Source organism: Gordonia sp. p3-SID1431, assembly GCF_025143765.1.
GTDB classification, from domain to species: domain Bacteria; phylum Actinomycetota; class Actinomycetes; order Mycobacteriales; family Mycobacteriaceae; genus Gordonia; species Gordonia hongkongensis.
The window spans coordinates 1-21,064 of the sequence record NZ_JAMBDT010000090.1 but is presented as its reverse complement, the minus strand read 5'-3'; the positions used below and the strand labels follow the sequence as shown (position 1 = coordinate 21,064).

The window sequence follows — 21,064 nt, the reverse complement described above, 5'->3', positions numbered from 1 at the left end:
CAGAGGTTGTCGAACCCGGTAGCGAGCTAAATCCGTAGTCCTTGAGATGAACTGGGGCGAGTCTCTCATCTGTTTGAACTCGTCCTCGTTATTCGCCGATAGTGTTGCGTTATGTCAGGTACTCCTGACGCGACCCGACTCTTGTGTCTGGTTATCCTGACACAGCGGGTCTACCCTATCGGCATGGGCTGGGTACACGAGAGCGCCACGCACTTGCACGAGGCGGCGTTGGTGCCGTTCTTCGAGGACGGGGCCGAGAGCCACGGGTCGACCATGGTCGACGGCGTTGACTACGAGATCGTCGGGACCGGCCGGCACCCGGACGAGGATCGTCGGCGGCCGTCGGCCGAGATCGTCGGCTGGCTGTTGTCCTGCAATTGCGCCCGGCGAACCAGCTCTGATGTGTCGACCTGGACCGATCCCGTCCAGTGGACGCGGGTGCCCTCAGCGTCCCTCGAGGACCTGGCCCGCCACCAGGTGTTCGCCCCCGACATCGACCTCGACGTCAACGTGCGGCCCGATGTCGCGGCGGCCGCCCAAGCATTGTGGCGGCGTGAGCATCTCGATTCGATCGACATCGACGACGAGATCCGGGCGGCCGTGGAGGCCCGCAGGGACGCCGACGCACTGCTCGACGCCGCGGTGGCCAAGGCCCGCCGGCTGGGTCGCTCGTGGGCCGACATCGGCGCGGCGACCGGCATGACCCGACAATCAGCCAACGAGCGCTGGAAAGACCGCACGTGAGTGCTGCCGGGCGAGTATCGTCTAATTCGATTCTGCCGCAGGTAGTTTCGAAATCTGATACTAGATATCATGTCGTCAGGACGGGCGTCGGCTGCCAGCACATGGTGACGGTGGTGCCGTCGGGTCCGGTGGTAAGCGCATGGGTGTCGCTGAGCGCAGTGATGAGTGCGAGTCCGCGGCCGCGGAAGCGCTGTGCGGGGCTGAGGTCCCAGGTGCCGGTGTCGGTGACAGTGATTTCGAGGGTGCCGCTGGGGCGGCGGCGGCTGCGCACGGTGACCGCGCCTGGCTCTCGAGCGTCTTTGTAGGCGTGTTCGGTGGCGTTGGCAATCGCTTCGTAGACGGCCAAGACGATGTCGGCGCGGCGTTCGGTGTCGGCCTCGACGGTTGCTGTCACCCACACGGTGAACAGTTCGCGCAGTCTGTGGGCGGCCTCGGCGGTGGCCTCGACCGATCGTTCGAAGTCACCGGTGGAGTCGCCATCGAGGTGCTGTGATGAGTCCACGCCGTCGTGTTTACCCAGTCGGGCTGCCGCTCATTCCGGTGGGTCTGGTCATGGCGGTGACGGCGTGGGCGAGGGTGGGGTAGAGGACGATTGTCTGGTCCAGGCCCATGAGCGTCAGCGGCCGCGACGTTGCGGGTGCGGCGGCCACGACTCCGAACAGTCCGGTCGGTGCGATCGCCTCGTGGGCGGCGACGAGTGCGGCCATGCCGGCCGAGGCCAGGAAGTCGGTGGTGGTCAGATCGATGATCAGGCCTCGTGGTTGTCCGTGCAGCGCGTTCGTCACCTCCTCGGACAGTTGTGGTGCGGTGAGAACGTCGATGCTGCCTTGGACGGTCAGGATCACCAGTTCTTCGTGCTGCGCGGAGACGATGGTCATCAATGCCCGGCCGGCGGTGTCTCCGCTGTCGTCAACGAACACGGCATCGGGGTTGTCTGGCTGCACGGTGACTCTCACTTTCACGGAAGGGGGTCACACGACTTGCTGAGTGACCCGGTCCCGACCGACTACATGATCACGGCTATCTCAACGCCATCCAAACCTAGTCCGCCGCCACCGACGGCGCGCGAAGGGTGAAGTGACCTTATGTCACACATCGTTCGCGTACCTCCGGTTATCTGCCGGTAGCGTGAAGGAATGCCGATCGCGTTGACTACCTTGTTTCCCGACGGTTCTGTTCCCGATCGCGAATGGGTCTTGGGCCAGTCAATTCGGTTCGATCCGGCTGCGGTGCGCGCACGCTTGCCGGATGCTGCGATGTGGCCTGACGAGCTCGACAGTGTGTCGGCGGGCAGTGGTCGCTATCGAGTGGTTTCGCGCCGCGATGTCTTTGAGGTCGCAGCCCGAGCGGTGCAGGACGGGTCGCCGATCGTAGCGGCGCAACTGCACGTGGCGTGTGTGGTGTGGGGTACGAGTCCGGGCCTGACGATGGTGCGGGCGCTGCGTCCCCTCAGCCAGCCCGACGCCGCGGAGAAGCTCGCCAAGGCTCTGGCTGTCGTGCGGACCGAGGGGCCGGTCAGCGCCTACAAAGCCCTCAGCGGGCGCAACCGGTTGAAAATCACCGGACTGGCGGCGGGCTTCTTCACCAAGTTCCTCTACTTCGGCGGGTACGACGCCAATGCGTTGACAGGCCGCCCACTGATCTATGACAGCAGGGTTGTAGACAGTCTGCGTCGAGTGACCACCGAAGAGTGGGAGATCGACGGCCCCGCTGACATGTACGGCCGTTACCTTGATTTGGCTGCGGACTGGGCCCACGACTTCGACACCACCCCGGATGTGATCGAACGAGCACTGTTCGGCCGCTGACAGCCCTCACCGCACTCCTTTTACATGAGCAATCCGCCCCGGGGGGTCTGGTCAGGTCTGGAAGCAACCGGCGATCGCTGGCCCGGTGAGCTGGCATCGGTTCCGGGCAGATCATTGCCCGAGACATGGTCGTTCGCTACGTTCGCGAGAGGGATCGACACCAGACTGTGCCGTTGTTGGGAGGATCATCGTGGCTGATCACGACGTGCGATTCAGCGCCAGTAGGGTGCGCGTTGCTGGCATCGACTTCGAGTTCGATGTCGCGATCGACGGGAGAACTCTCGGCACCCTTTACGTTTCTGAGGGCAATCTGCAGTGGCGACCCAAGCACGGGCAGAAGCGTATTCCGATCTCGTGGAAGGAATTCGCTGAATGGGCCGAATCGTAGCCCGCAGGAGAACCCCACGGGTCGCCGGCACCGGCAATGCGGACGGCCGACGAGTGCAGTTATGCCTGCTTCAGCCGTGGCGGCAAGCCGTAAATAGCTTCTTCCCTGGCGACGACGACGACCCGGATGTTGACGATCTCGTCTGGCTGACCCCACGAACGTATGCTGCCGGCGACATCATGGTGTACCTGGTCGACGCCCCCAGCCCAGCGATCATCAAGATCGACACCCTGTCCCGCGGCTCCGAGGACGATGGCCTGAACGCCGAACCCGACTTAGAGTGGGGCCCCTTCGACCAGGGATTGTCGCTGCGGGCGACCGCGAGAAGTGCCTGAGACAGTGAGCGGGCGCCCGTCGTCAACTCGCCCTGGTCGTGCATGAGCGTTTGATCGAAAGGGTCAACGACCTGTGGTACGGCCATAACCGACCGGGCCGCACGCCAGGTTCTACACCCTGACCACCGGATGATTAACCGGTTGGCGCCGGTGAGGGTGGTGGCGGGTTGCGGTCGCCGGGTTGGGGTATCGGAAAGGTCATCGACGGGCTCGGTGGGGCCGGTGGTGCGAGCCGGTTTTGGGGGTTGGCGCGCAACGCGGCCTCAGCTGCGGCTAGGGGCGCGGAGGCTCTGTCGCGGGCTTGTTGTTCAGTCACAGGCTTGCGGCCGTCGACAGGGACGAGGGTGTACCACTTCTCTGACTCGAGGTAGCGGGTGGCGAACAGGTACCACTGGCCGACCTTGAGAGGTCTGTCGCCGTTGACGGAAATGTAGACACCGTCTTTGACTCCGCCTTGCTGGTTGACTACCACGCTCTCGGGGACTTCACCTTTGATCGCCGTTTTGGTGAGCACGCTGTACTGAGTTTCGGGGAGTGGCCCGAGTGCCTTGGTGCCGGCGGCTGATTCGACGCGGCCGGTGAAGACGTGCGTCGAGATCGCCATCAGGTTGCGTAGGTCAGAGGTGTCGGTGATCGAGTCCGCATGGGCGGTCGAGGTGGCCGTGGCCGATTCGAGGGGAGGGATGCCCTCATTGACGGTTTGTTCGCCGCACGCGGCCAGGGTGGCAGCGGCGAAGATGCCGACGATGCCGAGCGTGAGGGCCGCCGGTCGTGTTGCTCGGTGGTTGGTGGTCATCAGAATCCCCACTTGTTGTGGTAGAGGTCGCGGGTGAGCCCAGTGGGCGTGTAGGACGTTCCGCGGGCCCCGTCATTATCTGCCATCAGGTCGTTGGAGCAGGTGTGGAACAGTCCCAGTGCGTGCCCAATCTCGTGGGCGATCACCCCCGCTCTCCTCGCGAACTCGACCTCGATGACCAAGCCTTGGTGCACGGATGGGTTGCCGGCACCACCGACGATGACGGCGATGGCAACGGTGATGGCGAACCGCGTGCCCGCCGATTCGACGAGGGCATGCTCGTCGACAACGAGATCCTCACCGACTTCGTCGAGCAGACCTACCTTGATCCCACCGACGACCGGGTCCTCGACGAGATCTTGAACCGCGAAGTCGCCCCCGGCATTCGTGTCGGCGACGTCGTTGACCGCGAGCAGCTACGCCAACGCCTGCTGGCGCAGCAGGCAGCAGCCGCACCCCCTGCGCCGCAGCCGATCCCGGTCTCCCCGCAGCGGGCACGACAATCGGCCAAGACCCGGGTCAACCAGCGCACCAAGGCGGTCGCCAACCGAATTCTGGCCGACCTCGACCTCCCGCCCCGGGGTCACCAGCTGATGGCCGTCACGGGCGGCCCGCGTCAGCACAACACGGTCATCGCAATCCGCCGTCTGGCCGCGGCGATCAACGAGGCGGTGGGCATGCCCAACGGCACCCGCGGCGAGTGGTCGGGCGAGCAGTTGACCACCATCTTCGAACGCATCGACAAGATCGCCGACACCGTCCGCGACACGTTGAGATCCCAACTGTCCCAACGCGGGTAAAACCTCACCCGTACCGTGCCCCAAAGGAGTCAGCATGCCCACCACCAAAGCGATCCTGCGCCACGTCCGTGTCGAGACGCCCCGCACGAATCACGAGCGTCCGTGCGCCGCCCACCGCAAAGGCAAGAAGGCCCACTTCATCCTGGCCGGTGACACCCACCTGGTCATCACGGAAAACGACAAGGCGATCAGATACTGCCCGCCGGCGGCCGCCGAGATCCTCGACGTCGCTCAACAGGACCTCGCCACGCTGCGCCAGCAGCTCGGCCTGTGACGCCGACGGGCCTATGTCTATCTGGCTAGCTAAAGCCCTGTCCCCCAGCATTTTTCAACTGGTAACGGGACGTGTTGAACTAGGGCGAGTTGCAAGAAGCAGTCCTGATCGACAAGGTCTATCCCAAGCCCCAATCGGTCCATGCCCCGAGTAGCGCGATCACTCCGGCCGTTACGCCAGCCGCGAGCGAGTACGCCCAGCCAGCCCAACGGGTGCGTGCCGGGAGCATAACCGCGATCCCGGGAAGGAGTAGCACCGCCCATGCCAGCAACCACGGAACCCAGTACGTGGCGATGAGCGGCCTGTCCACCGGTGCATCCAGGGGCGCGGCGGTGGGTTCCGACAAGCCCAGCCAGCTCCGTGTCAGATGGGCGAGCGGGATCACGACGAACATCCCGACTACGAAGCCGATGATAGCGGCGGCGACGACCTGGGCCTTGCCTGCACGCGATACGGCGAAAGTGGCTACCATCGACCCACCTTACGGTGAGTCCCGGCTCAATCTATGGCACCGAGGGCCGGTTCGTAAGAGAACTTGTTTAGCGCGAAAATCTCATCCGCAACGGCGGGTTCGTCTCGCGGGAGTCGGTGTACCGGCTGGGCGACTACGGTCCCGATCGCCGCCTGAACAACTGGATCGCTCCGTTCAACTCGATCTACGAGGAGCTGGTCGAGGACCGCGGTCTGGAGTCGGAGACCCTTCCGGTCGCGGCGGTGTACGACCGAGCGGTGAGCGGGTACCAGCGGGCACGCGGGTACCGCGTGTTCCAGGGGATCGTGCGACTGGTCCGCGAGCGCGAGGACCGCCTCACGCAGGCATAACCACGTATGAGCGAAAGCCTCCCGCTGCCTGGGATGTCCGGGCAGCGGGAGGCTTCGTTCCTACTTACCGCTTGGTGAGGCTGTAGCCGAGGGTGTCGGCGAGCATCGTCAGGAGCTGGTGGGCGTTAGGCAGGTGGGCCTCGGCCATTCGTGCTGCAGCTCGTTCGCAGTCGGAGTCGTCGCCGCACAGGCATTCTTCGCTAAGAGGGTGCTCTGAACGACGCGTTGCTGTCGCTAAGCAAGACCAACCCTGGAGCTTTCGATGACGTGGCTTCCAGGTTGTGGAAGTCTTCAGGACTGGATATGGCCATTCGCAATGGCGGTTTCGGGCTCGGCGATGCCTTCGGTGGTGATCGCAGCTTGCTGCCCGACCCTTCCAACTGGCCGGACCGTCGCTCGGGACCCCCGGATAGCACCGATGGCGAGGCTGACAGCTCGCACAGCGGTGATGGATAGTGCGTGTTCCGCTTACGATCACTCCATCGTCACCACTACAAGTGGTCTTGAGGCGGCGATGATCATGCTGACCTGGCGTTGCAGCGCGATGATGAGGTCTTAGAGCTGGTCGACAGCCCAGGAATGCGGGTACTGACGACGAGCAGTGATTCAAACTGGTTTCCGTCAACCAATGTTGACGGATCGCGGAGACACGGGCACGCTGGTCTGCATGAGGACTGGACTGGACCGCGGCGACGACGACGAGACACCAATCGAGCAGCTTTCCCGAGTCGCAGATTGGCGACGGGAGATTGCCCGCGAGGAGGAAGTCGCGGTGCGGCGGGCACGCCTGGCAGGACTGTCGTGGGCAGAGATCGGCACGCTCCTTGGAACGACGAAGCAGGCAATGCACAGGAAGTACCGCCGGGTCGGTTGAGAATTCAACGCACCAGACTCAGGTGCGGTAGGCGTGGGCTCGGTGGTCGATTCTGACAATGACGATGGTGTGGTTGGGGTCGTCGATGCGGAGCAGGATGCGATAATCGCCGCGGCGGGCGCTGTGAAGGTCTGCGAGGTCGTCGCGCAGCGGCTTGCTAAGCCGGTGGGGGTTCTCGGCGAGCGGCCCGGAGATGAATTCGATGACGGCGTGGACGATCCGGGATGGGAGTCGTTGAAGGTCGCGTCGAGCTGGGGATGCGACCTCAACCCGGTACGGGGCGGACGAGTCTGTCGGAGCGTCGCTCATTTCGGCGGCATGCCGTGTTCGGCGCGCAGGTCGTCGATGGAGACGGTCTCACCGGCCGCGTACTCGGCGTCTGCGGTAGCGACGTCGTCGCGGACGCCGGCGCGTGAGAGCCAGTAGATCGTCTCGTGCAGCGATTCGAGGTCGTCGGCCGACATCAGCACCGCGGCGGGTTTGCCGTGCTTGGTGATCGTGATGATGTCGTGCGTGCTCTCGGCGCTGTCGACCAGCGCGGAGAGCTTGTCCTTAGCTTCACCGAGTGGCACTGTCGTCATGGCTACATGATAGCCGCAATACTAGCCTTCCACTAGCCTCGTTTTTAGCCGATAATGTGCCTTATGTCAAGTAAGCCCCTGCATATTGCATCAGATGCAACACGTGGCCTGAGATCCGTCATTTGGATGTCAGTTGGCGACCTGGGGATTCGTCACTCGTGTCAGTAGCGCTCGTCACCGGAGTCATCTACCCGTGCGTATCTCGAGCGCGCACCGCCACCCTGACTCTCGATCTGTAGATCAGCGGATGCCTTCGGCCGCCAGGCCCTCGCGCTGCTGGGTGGCGTCGATGCTGAATGCGCCGCCGTGGATCAGCTCACCGAGGCCACTACCGAGGCATTCCAGCAGTACCCCGACTACGCGGTGATCACCAGTTTTCCTGGCCTGGCTGACCTCTCCGGCGCTCGGGTGCTCGGCGAGATCGGCGACGACCGCGAGCGGTTCACCGACGCCCGTTCGCTGAAGGACCTACGCCGGTTCTGTGCTGATCACGCGGGCCTCCGGGCGCAGCATCTCGATTACCCGCCGCGTGGTGAAGAACAACCGACTCAACGCTGCAGGATTCCTTTGGGCGTTCGCCGCGATGGCGAAAGCCGGCGCACCCCAAGACCATTAACGCCGAGGACGCGACCGCGGCGATCGGCACGCCGCTGCGCTTCGGCACCTCTTCGACCGCTTGCTCGGGCAGCTCCACTACTGCTTGCAAACCGGTCAGCACTACGACCCGATCAAGGCGTTCGGGCCCGCTCAGGACGCGTCCTTCGAGATCGCGGCTTGACCTCTTGGTGTGATCGGAGGTCTTCTTCGGCGCGTTCAAGACCGATATCGACGCCGAACTCGCCCAGCTCGGCCCGACCGGGTACCGGCCCTTGTGGGTGCGCGACACCCTGTTCTGAGTCAGCAGCACGGCGCCTCGCCGGCCGGGTCGATGAGCGCCTCGGCCAGTGGGCGTGCGAGCTGGGTGTAGGCGTCGGCGACCGGTAGCACGGTCATCCCAGGATGCTCGGATCGCCACTGCTCGGCGGCGTCGGGAGTGGCCAGGAACATCTGCGGATTGCAGCAGGTGGCGCGGACCTGCCCGCCCCGGATCCCGGCGGGGTCGACGAAGGCCACCATCGCGGCGGCCGGTTGCAGGTCGGTGACTCCCGTGACTGGATCGACGGTCAATCGCACGGCGCTGACGGTAACCGGGCACTCGGATTCGACGTGTGCGCTCGCCCCGATCACGGCGGGGAAGACGAGCGTGTCGGGCGCACACCAGGTGTAGAGCTGATGGCCTGCGACGGTGAATCGGTGCGGGGTCGGATTCAGGGTCAATCCCCACCCGAGGACCCGGCCCTGCTCGTCGTATTCGATGTCGGCGCCGATCGGTGTCTCTTCGAGATCTCCGGCGTCGACACCGGCTGCGGCCGCCAACTCCGTGACGGTGACCGGCGCTCCGTGGGCCAGCAGCCGCAGCGCGGCCCGCAGCAGCGCCCGGTCACGGTCGGCTGGTGCGATCGTGGCGAAAACGTCGGCGGGAATGGAGTCGGTGCTCATGAGAGTCAGCCTTTCCGAGAATGCGTCGGGTGCGATGTCGATGACGGTAGGGTCTGCCCCCGGGGGCAGAGTCAAGCCCGCGTCGGGCATCGGCACGGACCTCGGTCCAGCACACATCGTCGGCGGCCCACCGCGCACGGTGGATGCTGGTGAAGTCGTCGATGCGGTCGAGGATCTGCTGGGCGTCGCTGATCCGGCGGTGCAGCCGCTGTCGCGACCGCTCCAGTAGCTCGGCCAGACGCGCGCCGACCGCTCCGTCTCCACTATCGACGGCGTCATCGGTGAGCTGGCAGATCTCGGCGATGGTGAGCCCAAGCCCGCGCAGCTCGCCGATGAACCGCACACACCACAGTGCGTCATCGGTGTACAGGCGGTAGCCGGCCGCGCTGCGCCCCAGGGTGTGGATGAGCCCGAGGTCGGTGTATTCACGCAACGCCTTCACCCTCACCCCGGTCCGCGCCGACAACACGCCGATCGTCATGTGCCCGTTCATCTCGGCCTTTCCTGGAGGAGATCGTCAGCCTGCGCAGCAGGACAGTTTCGTCACGTCGGTGGTGAAGGTCTGGGCGGTCAGTTTCAACGCTTCGGCCATGGTCAGATACGGCGCCCAGCTGTGGGCGAGCCGGTCGACGGTCATACCCGCGGTCATCGCGTATCCGGCGGCGGTGATCAGGTCTCCGGCACCCTCGGCCAGCGCGTGCACGCCCAAGATCCGGCCGGTATCGGCGTCGGCGACGATCTTGGCCAGGCCACGGGTATCGCGATTGACCAGCGCCCGCGCCACACTCGACAACGCCAGCGTCCGGCACCGGCACCGGTATCCGGCCGTCACCGCCTCGGCCTCGGTGAGCCCCACGGCGGCGATGGCGGGGCTGGTGAACGTCAGCCGCGGCACTGTGGCGTAGTCCAGGACCCGATCCGCGTCGGCGAACGCGTTGTCGGCCACCAGCGTTCCCTGCGCGGCGGCCACATACACGAACTGCGGGCCCCCGGCCACGTCCCCGGCCGCCCAGATCCGGGCATTGTCGGTGCGCTGACGGTCATCGACGATCACCGCGCCGCGCCCGTCGACACCGACCCCGACCGCCTCCAGGCCCAGCCCCGCGGTGTTCGGGCGGCGACCGGTCGCGACCAACACGTGTTCGGCCCGCAGCTCGCTGACCCCGGCCCGAGTGCGCACGCTCACCAGCTTGTGGCCGCCACCGGCCAGGACCTTCTCGACGGTGGCCGCGGTCAACACGGCGATATGCTCATCGGCGAAGACAGCCTCGATCGCGGCCGAGATTTCCGGTTCCTCGCCCGGCGCCAGCCGCCCCAGGGCCTCGATCACCGTCACCCGGGTGCCGAGGCGGGCGAACAACTGGGCTTGTTCGAGCCCGACAGTGTTGCCGCCGATCACGATCAGCGACTCCGGGAGCCGCTTCAGGTCCATGGCGGTGGTCGAGGTCAGATACCCGGCCTCGACCAGACCGTCGATCGGCGGGATCCACGGCGTCGCACCGGTCGCGATCAGGTAATGGCCAGCCTCGATCACCCGGGTCCCGCCGTCGTTCGCTCCGACCCGCAACCCCGGCGCCGCACTCGTGCCGTCGAACACTGCCGTGCCGGAGACGATCTCCCACCCGTACTCGCCCGCCAGCTCGATGTACTTGTTTGCCCGCAGCTGCGCGACCAGCGCGTCCTTACCGGCGATCAGGCCCGGAAAATCCAGCGGCACCGCAGCGGCACCCAGGCCGGGAAACCGGTCGGCGGCGGCTGCGGCGTGGCGGGCCTCCGCGGCGGCCAGCAACGTCTTCGACGGCACACACCCGACGTTCACGCAGGTGCCACCGACGGTGTCGCGCTCGATCATCACCACGGACCTGCCGTGGCCGACCGCGGCGATAGCGGCGGCGAACGCCGCCGAACCGGACCCGACGATCGCCAGATCCGGACGGGATTGTGTCGTGGCCACGCCTGCCTCCTGAGGGGTTGAGCAACCGCGTCGCCAGCCAACGGCTGCTATTCGCATTGACGAATACCTACAGGGCTCATACTATGCGCTTAAGCGAATAGTTCAAGTGGTGTGGAGGTGCCCCATGTCCCGGTCCACGACCGCCGTGCCCGGCGACGAGCTGGCGTGCACACATCTGGATACGACGGCGAAGTTCTTTCGCGCCCTGTCGGATCCGACCCGGTTGAAGCTGCTGGAATACATCCTCGCCGGCGAACGCACCTCGGCCGACTGCGTCGCCCACGCCGGCATCTCCCAGCCGCGGGTGTCGGTGCACCTGTCGTGTCTGGCCGATTGCGGATACATCGTCGCGCGCCGCGACGGCAAGAAGCTGCGGTACACGGTCGGAGACCCGCGCGTGGCCGAACTGGTGCTGCTCGCCCGGTTGCTCGCGGCCGACAACGCCGCCGCCCTGACGTGCTGCACCCGCATCGACGAGGTACCGGACGGTGACCGGACATGAACGCCCTCGACAGCCCTCACGTCTCGGCAGCCGCTCACCGTCGGCGGGTTCACCGCGGCTGGGACTGGGTGTCAAGCTCGCCGAGGTCGATGCCGAGCTCGCCGAACTCACCGCGGTCCGGCGACACCCTGGCCGCCGCGCTGGCGGCCGGACGCGAAGACCTGCTCGAGCGCAGCGAATCCCCCTGCTGCCCTGTCCCATCGACACCGAACCCAGCGCCAGGCAGCGGTGGCTCGGCGAGCTGCGGGGGAGGCCGTTGTGGCTGCTGCGACCTAGACACGCCGCTGGCGGGCTTGCATCGGGACCGCGGCACTGCTGCCTGGGCTGTTGCGCGGTGGTGCCCCGCTGCTGATCGCGGCCGTAGCACTGAGCAGCGGCACGCTGCTGGTGAGCCTGTCATGGCTCCAACCGCTCGGATTCGCCCATCGGACTCGGGCTCCTCGGACTGATCTGGTCCCGCCAATGACTCGCGCCCGCGGCTGCGATGAGGGCTGCGCAGCCACACCTTCCGGCGACGCGGGCACTCCGGCCCGCACCACCGCCGCGACCTGGCTCAGGCCGTCACCGAGTTTGGCGCCTGCGAGGCCACCACGGTGATCAGCACCGTAGCCATCAACGGCGCCATCGCCGGTGCTCACCGCGCGCCGAGACCCGCTGCCCGGTCCCGGCGCGCGGTACACCTGGGGTGAGCCACGCCAGCGTCAGTGGGATGACGATCAACACGAGGAACGCTTCCAGGAACGGTCCGGCCTCCACGAACTCGGCCAGATCCGACGTAGAGCCGCAGCTGGTGGCAGGGACACCGCTCCGCCGCGCCAGCTGGGTAATACGCATCATCACCACCCCGCGACCCTGAACCTTCGACTCGACTCGAAGGTCAGACCGGCCGTGACGGTTGCCCCCGAGGGCGGTGTGGCCCCGGCGGCCGGTCCCGTGTCCGCGACGAATCAACCTGGTCTGATCGCCGCGCTACTCAGCGGCGGCCCGTGGTGCGCGAGTGTTGGGTGGGCGAAACCTGAGGGCGGGCAGCCACCAGTTCCAGCCGCCGAGCAGGCGCATGAGGGCGGGGACGAGGACGAGGCGGATGAGGACGGCGTCGATGGCGACGGCGACGGCAAGGGCGAGTCCGAGTTGTTTGAGTTCGAGGATGTCGGCGGTGAGGAAGCTTGCGAAGATGGCGATCATGATCGCGGCGGCCGCGGTGATGGGGCGTGCGGTGTGGGTGAGCCCGGCCGCGACGGCGCGCTGGTTGTCGCCGCTGGCGTCCCAGTATTCGCGGATGCGACGAATCAGGAACACCTCGTAGTCCATCGAGAGCCCGAACAGTAGCGCGAACACCACGGTGGGTAGGTAGACCTGCACGAATCCGGGGCTGGTGAAGTCGAGGACGTTCTCGCCCAGACCCCACTGGAACACCGCGACGGTGATACCGAGGGCGGCGCCGGTGGCGAGCAGGTTCATCGCGATGGCCTTGAGGGGTAAGGCGATACTGCGGAAAGCGGCGATGAGGAAGACCAGCGAGGCGGTCAGCACCAGGGCTACGACCAGCGGAAGTTTGGTGGTCATTTCGTCGGAGAGATCGACGAATTCGGCGGTGCTGCCGCCGATGCGGATCTCGGCTCCGGCTGCGCCGGCGGCTGTGTTGCGCAGGTCGCGGACGAGGTCGGTGGCGGCCATCGAGTCGAAGGTGACCGAGGGGATCGCCATCGCGAGCATTCGACCGTCATTGAGCTGGGCGGGCAGGACGGTGTCGATGCGGGCGTCGCCGTCGATCTCGGTCAGGAATCGGTTGACCCGTGCTTCGGCGTCTGCGGTGAGTGGGGTGTCGCTGGGGCCGGTGGCGATGATCTCGACCGGGGAGAGTGCTCCGGGCGGGAAGTTGGTGTTCAATGCGGTGCTGGCGCGTCCGGTCGGGGTGTCGTCGAGGGCGGTGGTGCCCATGTCGAGGCCGTAGCGGATCCCGAATACCGGCAGCGCGGCGAGGACCAGCACCGCTGCGGCCGCGGTGCCGAAGAGGACGGGTCGGCGCATGACGAGATACGCCCAGCGCGCCCAGCGGCCACCGAGAACGCCGGGAGCGTCGGTGGCGCTGTCGGCAGGGCGCCAGCGGGCCGGGAGACTACCGCGGTTGACAGCCGGGCCCAAGGCGGCGAGCAGGGCGGGTAGCAGGGTGACGGCGACGGTGAGCATACTGGTGACGGCGGTGGCGACGCCGATGGCGATGCCACGGAAGATCGGTGCCTGGATGATGATCAACGCGCACAGCGAGATCATCACCACCAAGCCCGAGACCAGAATCGTTTTGCCTGCTGTGGCGAGGGAGCGACCGACGGCGCCGCTGATCGCGGCATGGTCTGGCCCGGTGTGGTGGGTGAGTTCTTCGCGGAAGCGGCTGACGATGAACATCGCGTAGTCGATACCGACGCCGAGGCCCACCATGGTGGCCATGGCCACGGTCAGCGAATCGAACGCGGTCACAGCAGTGAGGGTGAACAACACTCCGACCGCGGTCAGCATCCCGGCGATGGCCACTGCGATCGGGACCGCCGCTGCGGCCAGGGCGCCGAGGGCGAGGACGAGCAGGACCAGCGCGACCGGGATGCCGATTGCCTCGGCGCGGGCCAGGTCGGCGTTCTGCAGTTCGGTGGCCGCGTTCTGTACCGCCGAGTACCCGGTGACCCCTACGTCGATGGAATCGTCGCCGGTGGTGGCGATGGCGTCTTGCAGGTCGCGCGCGACTTTCGCGCGTTCGGCCATGTCGCCGTCCATGCCGGCGAGCGCGATCGCGACGTGACCGTCGGCCGAGATCTGGGATCCGGGCAGCCCGTCGTAGGGGCCGACGACGTCGACCACGCCCTCGACCGCGGTGGCGGCGGTGATCGTGCGAGCCACCGCTGCACGGAACTCGGCGTCGGTGGCGGTGACCGCGCCAGACTGCAGCACGATGACCGCCTGTTCCGTACCGAACTGCGGGAAGTGCCGGGCAACCAGGCGATCCACCTCGGTGGACTCCGAGCCCTCGACACCGAAATCCATCGCACCGAGCCGGTTCTCGAGCAGCGGGTAGGCCACCGCGCACACCACCAGCAGCAGTCCCCAGACCGCCAGGACCGCACGTCTGCGCCGGGCCATCAGAACGCCCCACCGATATAGCACTCCGGGCGAGCCCGGCGGCGATGGTTGCTGAGGCGAGTTCTCGACGACGGCGGACTTCTGCTGGTTCACGCGTCCTCCCTCCGTAGCGACCACGAATTGATCGCCATATCACGATGTAATCGTTGAAACGAGATTAATCACACTCTCACTCGATATTAATAGCTTTCGCCGCTATCATCGCTTTATGGCGATTAATGATGGCGGGGGTTGCCTCGTCGAGACGCAGGGGTTGGATCCGGCGGTGGCCCTGTTCCACAGCCTCTCCGATGCGACACGGTTGGCGATCGTGCACCGGCTGGCGTGCGGGGAAGCGCGGGTCTTGGACCTGATGGCCGGGCTCGGACTGGCTCAGTCAACGGTATCGGCGCACGTAGCGTGCCTGCGCGACTGCGGGCTGGTCGTGGGCCGCCCGCAAGGGCGGCAAGTGTTCTACAGCCTGGCCCGCCCGGAGTTGATGGACCTACTCGCCTCGGCAGAGACCTTGCTCGCGGCGACAGGCAATGCGGTGGCGTTGTGCCCGAACTACGGCACCGACTCCACCACCGAGACGGAGAGCGCGGAGGTACGAGCATGAGCGACGCATGCGGCTGCGGCCACGACGAACCCGCCGGTGACGGCGAGGCCGAGGAACGCGAACCCGAAAAGCTCTGGGAAGTCAGTGAACTGCGCGCCGCCGCGGTCGCCGGAGTGCTGCTGGTCGCGGCACTGATCGTCGGCTGGACCGGCGGCCCACGCGCCGTCGAGTTGGGGTTGGAGATCGCCGCACTGCTCGTCGGTGCATACACCTTCGTCCCCTCCACGCTCAAACGGCTGGCCAAGGGCAAGATCGGTGTCGGCACGCTGATGACGATCGCCGCGATCGGCGCGGTGATCCTCGGCGAGGTCGGCGAAGCCGCCATGCTGGCGTTCCTGTTCTCCATCAGCGAGGGCCTCGAGGAGTACGCGGTCGCGCGCACCCGCCGCGGGCTGCGCGCCCTGTTGAACCTGGTACCGGACCGGGCCACCGTGCTACGCGACGGCACCGAAACCGTCATCGCCCCTGCCGAGCTGCGCGTCGGGGATCGGATGCTGGTGCGCCCCGGTGAGCGGGTCGCGACCGACGGGGTGATCGTCGACGGGCGTAGCGCGCTGGATGTTTCGGCGATCACCGGCGAATCGGTACCGGTAGAAGCCGGGCCGGGCGCGGAGGTGTTCGCCGGGGCGATCAACGGCACCGGTGTGCTGACCGTCGAGGTCACCACGACCGCCGAGGACAACTCCCTGGCACGGATCGTGCGGATCGTGGAGGCCGAGCAGGCCCGCAAGGGCGACGCTCAACGCTTGGCCGACAAGATCGCCAAACCGCTGGTGCCCGGCATCATGATCGCCGCCACAGCCATCGCGGTGATTGGCGCGCTCTTCGGGGATCCGGTCACCTGGATCGAACGTGCGCTGGTGGTGCTGGTCGCCGCCTCACCGTGCGCGCTGGCGATCTCGGTGCCGGTGACCGTGGTCGCCGCGATCGGTGCGGCGAGCAAGCTGGGTGTGCTGGTCAAGGGCGGTGCCGCACTCGAGGCGATGGGCCGGGTGCGCGAGGTCGCGCTGGACAAGACCGGCACGCTGACGGCGAACAAGCCTGCCGTCGTCGAGATCGCCGCCACCGGCGGTGTGCACGGGGACCGGGTGCTGGCGGTCGCGGCCGCGCTGGAATCGCGCAGTGAACATCCCCTCGCCCGCGCCATCCTCGCCGCCGTCGACACCGTCACTCCCGCCACCGACGTCGAGGCGGTCACCGGTGCCGGGTTGACCGGCCGCGTCGACGGACGCCGGGCGCGGCTGGGCCGTCCGGGCTGGATCGAACCGGGTGTTCTGGCCGCCGATGTGGAACGGATGCAGCACGCGGGGGCGACCGCGGTGCTGATCGAGCTCGACGGCCAGGTGATCGGTGCGATCGCTGTGCGCGACGAACTGCGGCCCGAGGCACACGAGGTCATCGACCGATTGCACGCGCTGGGAATCCGGGTCTCGATGCTCACCGGTGACAACGCCCGCACCGCCGCCGCTCTGGCCGCTGAGGCGGGGATCGAGGACGTGCACGCGGATCTGCGCCCGGAGGACAAGGCCCACATCGTGGGCGAACTGCGCAGCGACCGGTTCACCGCGATGGTCGGCGACGGCGTCAACGACGCCCCCGCACTGGCAACCGCCGACCTCGGTGTGGCGATGGGCGCGATGGGCACCGATGTCGCTATCGAAACCGCGGATGTGGCGTTGATGGGTGAGGACCTGCGGCACCTGCCGCGGGCTCTCGAGCACGCTCGTCGGGCTCGCCGGATCATGTTGCAAAACGTCGGTTTGTCGTTGGGGTTGATCACGATCTTGATCCCGCTCGCGCTGTTCGGGATTCTCGGGTTGGCGGCGGTGGTGCTGGTGCACGAACTCGCCGAGATCGTCGTCATCGCCAACGGTGTCCGCGCCGGACGCACCAAACCCCTGGCCTCGCTGACCGATTCGGCGGCAAAGCCCGCACCGGTACTGGCCGGAGCGCCCGCGTGACCGCCACCGCGTCGTCTGCTCCCACCGTGTCGCGGTGGGGGCGGCGACTGCGGTGGGTCGCTGCCGCGGCCGCGCTGGCCGGTATCGACCTCACGCTCAAAGCGTGGGCGCAGACCACGCTGGCCGGGGCCCCGATCGAGGCGGGTCCGGTGGACCTTAAGTTGGCGTTCAACCCGGGAGCGGCGTTCTCGATCGCCGCCGACGCACCGAGCTGGGTGATGCTCACGCTCACCACGGTGATCACCACCGCGGTCGCGGTCGGCGGATGGGTGGTCGCGCCGCGCGCGAACCTGCTCACCCGCGTCGCGCTCGCCGCGATCCTGGGCGGTGCCGCCGCCAACGTCATCGACCGGGCCCCCGACGGTGTGGTCACCGACTACCTGCACACCGGCTGGTGGCCCACCTTCAACCTCGCCGACACCTTCATCGTGCTCGGCGCGACCGCCCTCATCATCGCCACTCTGATCGGAAACTCCGATGAGCGAGAACCACTCTCACCCGAACACCACGCCGACGACCGGGACTGAGCCGGGCCCGTCACGTCGGTGGGCAGGGCTGGCGGCGCTGGTCGTCGCCCTGCTCACCGTCGGGCTGGACCTGATGGTTCTCAACGTCGCCCTGCCCACCCTGGCCCAAGACCTCGGCGCGAGCACCACCCAGTTGCAGTGGATCGTCAACGCCTACACCCTGGTCTTCGCCGCGCTCATGCTGCCCGCCGGCGGCTTCGGTGACCGCTACGGTCGCAAACGGCTGCTGCTGATAGGTTTGGTCGCCTTCGTCGCCGCCTCGGCCTGGGCCGCTTTCAGCGGGTCCACCGGCTCGCTGATCGCCGCCCGCGCGGTCATGGGCATCGGGGCCGCGATCATCGTGCCGCTGTCGCTGGGGATCCTGCCGACCCTGTTCGGCCCCGACCAGCGTCGCCGCGCGATCGCGGTGTGGGTCGGTGCACTGGGTGTCGGGTTGCCGCTGGGGCCGATCGTCGGTGGCTGGCTGCTGCAGCATTTCTGGTGGGGCTCGGTGTTTCTGATCAACGTCCCGGTCGGTGTCGCCGCCCTGGTTGCCTGTGTGGTGCTGTTGCCCGAATCGGTCGACCCGCATGCACCGGCGTTGGACTGGCTCGGGATCCTCACCGCCGTGCCCGGTACGGCGGCGCTGGTATTCGGCATCATCCAGGCTCCCGCGTACGGGTGGACCGATCCCGTCGTGCTCGCGGCTCTGGCGGCCGGTGTGTGGCTGATCGCGGGATTTCTGGTGTGGGAAAGCCGTGCCCGCGACCCATTGGTCGATCTGGCAGTGTTCACCAATCCGGCCTTCACCTGGCCCACCCTGGCCGCAACCGCGGGCACCTTCACCCTGGTCGGCGTGCTGTTCGTGCTGCCGCAATACCTGCAGATACTGCGCTACCACGACGCCTTCGGCACCGGCCTGCGCTTGGCGCCTCTGGTGCTGGCGATCATCGTCGCCGCAGCCGCTGTGGACAAGATCGTGACCCGACTCGGCGCCAAAATCCCGATCGCCACCGGCATGGTGATCGCCGCGGCCGGATTCGTGCTCGCATCCCGCATCACCGTCGACTCCGGCTACGGCTTCGTCGCGGTGTGCCTGGCGACCGTGGGCCTGGGAGCCGGGCTGGCGTTGGCGCCGGCTGTCGACGCGGTCATGGCGAGCCTGCCCGAGCATCGCAGCGCCGCAGGAGCTGGGTTGCTGATGGCCATTCGACAGGTCGGTGCCGCGTTCAGCGTCGCGATCCTGGGCACCCTGCTCACCGTCGTTTACACCCGCGACCTCGACCCCCACCTGAGCGGCCTGCCCGAACCAGTGGTCAGCGCGGCGCGTGACAACATCGCCGGAGCGCAACTTGCCGCGACCCAGATTCCCGGCCCAGCGGGCGCCGATCTGGCCGCGTCCAGCGCCCACGCCTACAGCCACGCCATGTCCGCAGTGTTCCTTGCCAGCGCCGCCATCAGCGCACTACTGGCCGCGGCCATCGCCGCCAAACTCCCCAACCACACTCCTGCGCCCGCGCCGACATCACCGGCGCGTGATCGAAACTGAAATAGCCACTCCCATGACAGCGGCTACGGCACGCGACACAACTGCGTGTCAGCCGAGCAGCAGTGCACTCCCAGAGAAAGGGCATCCGCCGGAATGGTTACCTCGATCCTGCAGGCCATCGGACTCTTCCTGGTGACCAACATCGACGACATCATCGTGCTTTCGCTGTTCTTCGCCCGCGGCGCGGGAACCCGCGGAACAACGGCCGCCATCGCGACCGGACAATATCTCGGTTTCGGAGCGATCCTCGCCGCGTCGGTCCTCGTAGCGCTGGGAGTCACGGCGCTGCTGCCCGAAGAAGCCATCGCCTACTTCGGGCTCATTCCTCTGCTGCTCGGTCTGCTCGCCGCCTGGAGAGCATGGCGCAACAACGGCGACGACGATGAACGGTTCGAGGGCAAGAAGGTCGCGGTCTGGACGGTGGCGGCGGTGACCTTCGCCAACGGCGGCGACAACATCGGCGTCTACGTCCCGGTCTTCGCGACCGTGGGTACAGCGGCGATCGTCGCCTACTCGGTCGTGTTCCTGCTCTTGGTCGCCGTGCTGGTGTTCACCGCGAAGTTCCTCACCACCCGCAAGGCCATCGCCGAGATCTTGGAACGGTGGGAACACATCCTGTTCCCGCTCGTGCTGATCGTTCTCGGAATCGTCATCCTCGTCAGCGGCGGCGCATTCGGCCTCTGACCGTCGTCCCGGTCTGCACGGCCCAGATCACGGAGGACAGCGGCGATCGGCTCCAAAGAATGAAGTGCTATTCGAGGCCGTAACCGGTAGACAGCCGTCCTTCGGTTGGTCCATGGTTGTGCTCAGGGGCGCTGCACCGTTGTGGCACTACTACCACTGTGGCACTACTACCATCGACGTAGTTCAAGGCCTCCGGCAACGTGGGGCTTCTACCGCGCCTAGCGGGGTCGCTCGTGCAAACGCTTTAGTCGGGCGCTGTCATCGTTGCGAACTGTTTCCGCCCCAGCGCATAGCCCTGACCCACTGGTCAACTTAAAACGCTGATGGAACCGTGAGGGGCGCCGGTTCGGCGCGCCCGCGCGGAGAGAAACTAACCCACGTAGTAGTAACCTGTTCGTGGCTCGTTTGATATCGATCTGTTCCATCCGGGACGACTCTTGGACTGAAGGACCTTCCTTGGCACGGCATCGCAAAGCTGACCCCAGCCCGCTCCCCATTGGTATGCACACGTCCCCTCGCGGTGCCTCGGCGGCCTTCACCCTCGGAGCCACGGGGCCGCAGCCTTCGGGTGTCGCGCGTGCGGCGGGGCGACATCGGATGCCTCCCTCCCCCGAAGCTGTGGTCAGGTCCATCCGGCCCGCTACCTCTGTTCCCCCGCGCGCGTCGCACGCTCGGTCGGGGGGTGCGCCCGGGACGTCTTCATCTTCATATCTACCTCGCGATGGCCGTCCATACACGTCTCGCTCGCATGATGTATGGCCGCGCGCAGCCCGGTTCGATCATAGGGGTTTCGGGCCACCGCGCACACCGCGCACGGTCGATCTCGGCAGGAACCCAGGGCCGCAGCGCCTACTGCTCCATGGGAGCGGGCGTCCGGTCTCGATTGCCAAGGCAGTCAGCAAGTTCGATCTGCTTTTCTCGACGTGCTCGACGACGAGAAGGTCTCGGGCGCATCAGCCAGGTCGACGGCCGTTGCCGGGCTGAGTGGATCGCTCGTGGCCGCGGTGGTTCTCTGTGTAGCCGGCGGGGCCGCGGCCACCGCGCTCGCCGATCGTCACAATCCAACGAACACCCCAGCGCTCATGGCTGGCGTGTCCGCCGACGACCGATCCGCAGCAGCGCCACGACCTGTAGCCCCCGGATCGGTGGACGAAGAACAAGGCACCACTCTGGCAAGGGCATCGTCACGCGATGAGCTGTCCGCGGCCGTGCGGGAG

General features: G+C 66.8%; 25 protein-coding genes and 1 pseudogene. 15 read left to right on the top strand and 11 right to left on the bottom strand.

Translation table 11 applies throughout. The features are described from left to right. Positions 1-183: 183 nt before the first annotated feature. Positions 184-744 carry a hypothetical protein gene (locus M4D77_RS18975; RefSeq protein WP_171011585.1) on the top strand — a complete coding sequence of 187 codons (561 nt, stop codon included), beginning with the start codon at positions 184-186 and terminating at the stop codon, positions 742-744. 67 nt (positions 745-811) lie between these two features. Here the strand turns inward: M4D77_RS18975 and M4D77_RS18970 are convergent, their stop codons facing one another. Together M4D77_RS18970 and M4D77_RS18965 are read right to left on the bottom strand one after the other, a co-directional pair. After that, on the bottom strand, positions 812-1,246 hold the full coding sequence (locus tag M4D77_RS18970; RefSeq protein ID WP_055476438.1) for an ATP-binding protein: 435 nt from the start codon (positions 1,244-1,246) through the stop codon (positions 812-814). A gap of 10 nt (positions 1,247-1,256) precedes the next feature. Continuing rightward, complete coding sequence (locus M4D77_RS18965) at positions 1,257-1,688, bottom strand: STAS domain-containing protein (protein WP_055476437.1); 432 nt, start codon at positions 1,686-1,688, stop codon at positions 1,257-1,259. A gap of 192 nt (positions 1,689-1,880) precedes the next feature. Here M4D77_RS18965 and M4D77_RS18960 point away from each other — a divergent pair, with 192 nt between their 5' ends. From M4D77_RS18960 to M4D77_RS18950, 3 genes are all read left to right on the top strand, one after another. Continuing rightward, the gene (locus M4D77_RS18960; RefSeq protein ID WP_068971513.1) at positions 1,881-2,552 is read left to right on the top strand and encodes a hypothetical protein; all 672 of its coding nucleotides are present in this window, start codon (positions 1,881-1,883) and stop codon (positions 2,550-2,552) included. Between the two features lie 190 nt (positions 2,553-2,742). Then, positions 2,743-2,940: a hypothetical protein gene (locus M4D77_RS18955; protein WP_055476435.1), complete on the top strand. Its 198-nt coding sequence runs from the start codon at positions 2,743-2,745 to the stop codon at positions 2,938-2,940. After that, positions 2,925-3,275 (top strand): hypothetical protein, encoded by a 351-nt coding sequence (locus M4D77_RS18950; RefSeq protein WP_223258969.1) that lies wholly within the window; start codon positions 2,925-2,927, stop codon positions 3,273-3,275. The genes M4D77_RS18955 and M4D77_RS18950 overlap by 16 nt, the downstream gene beginning before the upstream one ends. A gap of 133 nt (positions 3,276-3,408) precedes the next feature. On the opposite strand, the gene M4D77_RS18945 is transcribed toward M4D77_RS18950, so the two are convergent. Beyond that, on the bottom strand, positions 3,409-4,071 hold the full coding sequence (locus M4D77_RS18945) for a hypothetical protein (RefSeq protein ID WP_055477302.1): 663 nt from the start codon (positions 4,069-4,071) through the stop codon (positions 3,409-3,411). Further along, a complete protein-coding gene (locus tag M4D77_RS23895; protein ID WP_396266599.1) occupies positions 4,071-4,265 on the bottom strand; it encodes a reprolysin-like metallopeptidase in 195 nt (64 codons plus the stop codon). Before M4D77_RS23895 ends, M4D77_RS18945 begins: the two co-directional genes overlap by 1 nt. On the opposite strand from M4D77_RS23895, the gene M4D77_RS18940 reads away from it, so the two are divergent. From M4D77_RS18940 to M4D77_RS18925, 4 genes are all read left to right on the top strand, one after another. Beyond that, positions 4,176-4,871, top strand: a complete 696-nt coding sequence (locus M4D77_RS18940) for a hypothetical protein (protein WP_259937000.1) — start codon at positions 4,176-4,178, stop codon at positions 4,869-4,871. The genes M4D77_RS23895 and M4D77_RS18940 overlap by 90 nt on opposite strands. 34 nt (positions 4,872-4,905) lie before the next feature. Further along, positions 4,906-5,145, top strand: coding sequence for a hypothetical protein (locus M4D77_RS18935; RefSeq protein WP_055477305.1), 240 nt, complete (start codon positions 4,906-4,908; stop codon positions 5,143-5,145). A 588-nt stretch (positions 5,146-5,733) separates the two neighbouring features. Next, the gene (locus M4D77_RS18930; protein WP_055477307.1) at positions 5,734-5,967 is read left to right on the top strand and encodes a hypothetical protein; all 234 of its coding nucleotides are present in this window, start codon (positions 5,734-5,736) and stop codon (positions 5,965-5,967) included. 667 nt (positions 5,968-6,634) lie between these two features. Continuing rightward, positions 6,635-6,841, top strand: coding sequence for a hypothetical protein (locus tag M4D77_RS18925; RefSeq protein WP_055477311.1), 207 nt, complete (start codon positions 6,635-6,637; stop codon positions 6,839-6,841). 18 nt (positions 6,842-6,859) lie between these two features. Here the strand turns inward: M4D77_RS18925 and M4D77_RS18920 are convergent, their stop codons facing one another. The 5 genes from M4D77_RS18920 to merA all read right to left on the bottom strand — a co-directional run bounded on the left by M4D77_RS18920 (position 6,860) and on the right by merA (position 10,915). Then, positions 6,860-7,150: a type II toxin-antitoxin system RelE/ParE family toxin gene (locus M4D77_RS18920; RefSeq protein ID WP_055477308.1), complete on the bottom strand. Its 291-nt coding sequence runs from the start codon at positions 7,148-7,150 to the stop codon at positions 6,860-6,862. Beyond that, entirely contained in the window at positions 7,147-7,422 is a 276-nt protein-coding gene (locus tag M4D77_RS18915) for a type II toxin-antitoxin system Phd/YefM family antitoxin (RefSeq protein WP_055477309.1), read from the bottom strand. The genes M4D77_RS18920 and M4D77_RS18915 overlap by 4 nt, the downstream gene beginning before the upstream one ends. Before the next feature lie 897 nt (positions 7,423-8,319). Continuing rightward, positions 8,320-8,961 (bottom strand): organomercurial lyase MerB, encoded by a 642-nt coding sequence (gene merB, locus M4D77_RS18905; protein ID WP_005179592.1) that lies wholly within the window; start codon positions 8,959-8,961, stop codon positions 8,320-8,322. Further along, on the bottom strand, positions 8,903-9,454 hold the full coding sequence (locus M4D77_RS18900; protein ID WP_005179589.1) for a MerR family transcriptional regulator: 552 nt from the start codon (positions 9,452-9,454) through the stop codon (positions 8,903-8,905). Before M4D77_RS18900 ends, merB begins: the two co-directional genes overlap by 59 nt. Positions 9,455-9,478: 24 nt before the next feature. After that, complete coding sequence (gene merA, locus M4D77_RS18895; RefSeq protein WP_007240196.1) at positions 9,479-10,915, bottom strand: mercury(II) reductase; 1,437 nt, start codon at positions 10,913-10,915, stop codon at positions 9,479-9,481. Positions 10,916-11,039: 124 nt separating this feature from the next. On the opposite strand from merA, the gene M4D77_RS18890 reads away from it, so the two are divergent. Beyond that, positions 11,040-11,417, top strand: coding sequence for a helix-turn-helix transcriptional regulator (locus tag M4D77_RS18890; RefSeq protein ID WP_065629326.1), 378 nt, complete (start codon positions 11,040-11,042; stop codon positions 11,415-11,417). 612 nt (positions 11,418-12,029) lie between these two features. Here the strand turns inward: M4D77_RS18890 and M4D77_RS18885 are convergent. Beyond that, positions 12,030-12,254 (bottom strand): hypothetical protein, encoded by a 225-nt coding sequence (locus M4D77_RS18885; RefSeq protein WP_223374213.1) that lies wholly within the window; start codon positions 12,252-12,254, stop codon positions 12,030-12,032. Positions 12,255-12,386: 132 nt separating this feature from the next. Continuing rightward, entirely contained in the window at positions 12,387-14,549 is a 2,163-nt protein-coding gene (locus M4D77_RS18880) for an MMPL family transporter (RefSeq protein ID WP_007240197.1), read from the bottom strand. Positions 14,550-14,757: 208 nt separating this feature from the next. On the opposite strand from M4D77_RS18880, the gene M4D77_RS18875 reads away from it, so the two are divergent. The 6 genes and pseudogenes from M4D77_RS18875 to M4D77_RS18850 all read left to right on the top strand — a co-directional run. Continuing rightward, a complete protein-coding gene (locus tag M4D77_RS18875; protein ID WP_005179570.1) occupies positions 14,758-15,147 on the top strand; it encodes a helix-turn-helix transcriptional regulator in 390 nt (129 codons plus the stop codon). After that, a complete protein-coding gene (locus M4D77_RS18870; RefSeq protein ID WP_006902503.1) occupies positions 15,144-17,108 on the top strand; it encodes a cation-translocating P-type ATPase in 1,965 nt (654 codons plus the stop codon). The genes M4D77_RS18875 and M4D77_RS18870 overlap by 4 nt, the downstream gene beginning before the upstream one ends. Beyond that, positions 17,105-17,635 carry a signal peptidase II gene (gene lspA / locus M4D77_RS18865; RefSeq protein WP_005179567.1) on the top strand — a complete coding sequence of 177 codons (531 nt, stop codon included), beginning with the start codon at positions 17,105-17,107 and terminating at the stop codon, positions 17,633-17,635. Before M4D77_RS18870 ends, lspA begins: the two co-directional genes overlap by 4 nt. After that, positions 17,586-19,163: a DHA2 family efflux MFS transporter permease subunit gene (locus M4D77_RS18860; RefSeq protein ID WP_259936998.1), complete on the top strand. Its 1,578-nt coding sequence runs from the start codon at positions 17,586-17,588 to the stop codon at positions 19,161-19,163. The genes lspA and M4D77_RS18860 overlap by 50 nt, the downstream gene beginning before the upstream one ends. Positions 19,164-19,256: 93 nt before the next feature. Then, entirely contained in the window at positions 19,257-19,847 is a 591-nt protein-coding gene (locus tag M4D77_RS18855; RefSeq protein WP_005179560.1) for a cadmium resistance transporter, read from the top strand. 923 nt (positions 19,848-20,770) lie between these two features. After that, positions 20,771-21,064, top strand: a pseudogene (locus tag M4D77_RS18850) (M23 family peptidase); the annotation flags it as partial.

Coding starts and splice junctions, on each gene's coding strand:
- merB (WP_005179592.1), bottom strand. CDS start 8,961: ATGAGCACCGACTCCATTCCCGCCGACGTTTTCGCCACGATCGCACCA.
- M4D77_RS18960 (WP_068971513.1), top strand. CDS start 1,881: ATGCCGATCGCGTTGACTACCTTGTTTCCCGACGGTTCTGTTCCCGAT.
- M4D77_RS18915 (WP_055477309.1), bottom strand. CDS start 7,422: ATGACGACAGTGCCACTCGGTGAAGCTAAGGACAAGCTCTCCGCGCTG.
- M4D77_RS18975 (WP_171011585.1), top strand. CDS start 184: ATGGGCTGGGTACACGAGAGCGCCACGCACTTGCACGAGGCGGCGTTG.
- M4D77_RS18885 (WP_223374213.1), bottom strand. CDS start 12,254: ATGATGCGTATTACCCAGCTGGCGCGGCGGAGCGGTGTCCCTGCCACC.
- M4D77_RS18875 (WP_005179570.1), top strand. CDS start 14,758: ATGGCGATTAATGATGGCGGGGGTTGCCTCGTCGAGACGCAGGGGTTG.
- M4D77_RS18920 (WP_055477308.1), bottom strand. CDS start 7,150: ATGAGCGACGCTCCGACAGACTCGTCCGCCCCGTACCGGGTTGAGGTC.
- M4D77_RS18855 (WP_005179560.1), top strand. CDS start 19,257: ATGGTTACCTCGATCCTGCAGGCCATCGGACTCTTCCTGGTGACCAAC.
- M4D77_RS18880 (WP_007240197.1), bottom strand. CDS start 14,549: ATGGCCCGGCGCAGACGTGCGGTCCTGGCGGTCTGGGGACTGCTGCTG.
- M4D77_RS18925 (WP_055477311.1), top strand. CDS start 6,635: ATGAGGACTGGACTGGACCGCGGCGACGACGACGAGACACCAATCGAG.
- M4D77_RS18945 (WP_055477302.1), bottom strand. CDS start 4,071: ATGACCACCAACCACCGAGCAACACGACCGGCGGCCCTCACGCTCGGC.
- M4D77_RS18935 (WP_055477305.1), top strand. CDS start 4,906: ATGCCCACCACCAAAGCGATCCTGCGCCACGTCCGTGTCGAGACGCCC.
- M4D77_RS18860 (WP_259936998.1), top strand. CDS start 17,586: ATGAGCGAGAACCACTCTCACCCGAACACCACGCCGACGACCGGGACT.
- M4D77_RS18890 (WP_065629326.1), top strand. CDS start 11,040: ATGTCCCGGTCCACGACCGCCGTGCCCGGCGACGAGCTGGCGTGCACA.
- M4D77_RS18950 (WP_223258969.1), top strand. CDS start 2,925: ATGGGCCGAATCGTAGCCCGCAGGAGAACCCCACGGGTCGCCGGCACC.
- M4D77_RS18900 (WP_005179589.1), bottom strand. CDS start 9,454: ATGAACGGGCACATGACGATCGGCGTGTTGTCGGCGCGGACCGGGGTG.
- M4D77_RS18870 (WP_006902503.1), top strand. CDS start 15,144: ATGAGCGACGCATGCGGCTGCGGCCACGACGAACCCGCCGGTGACGGC.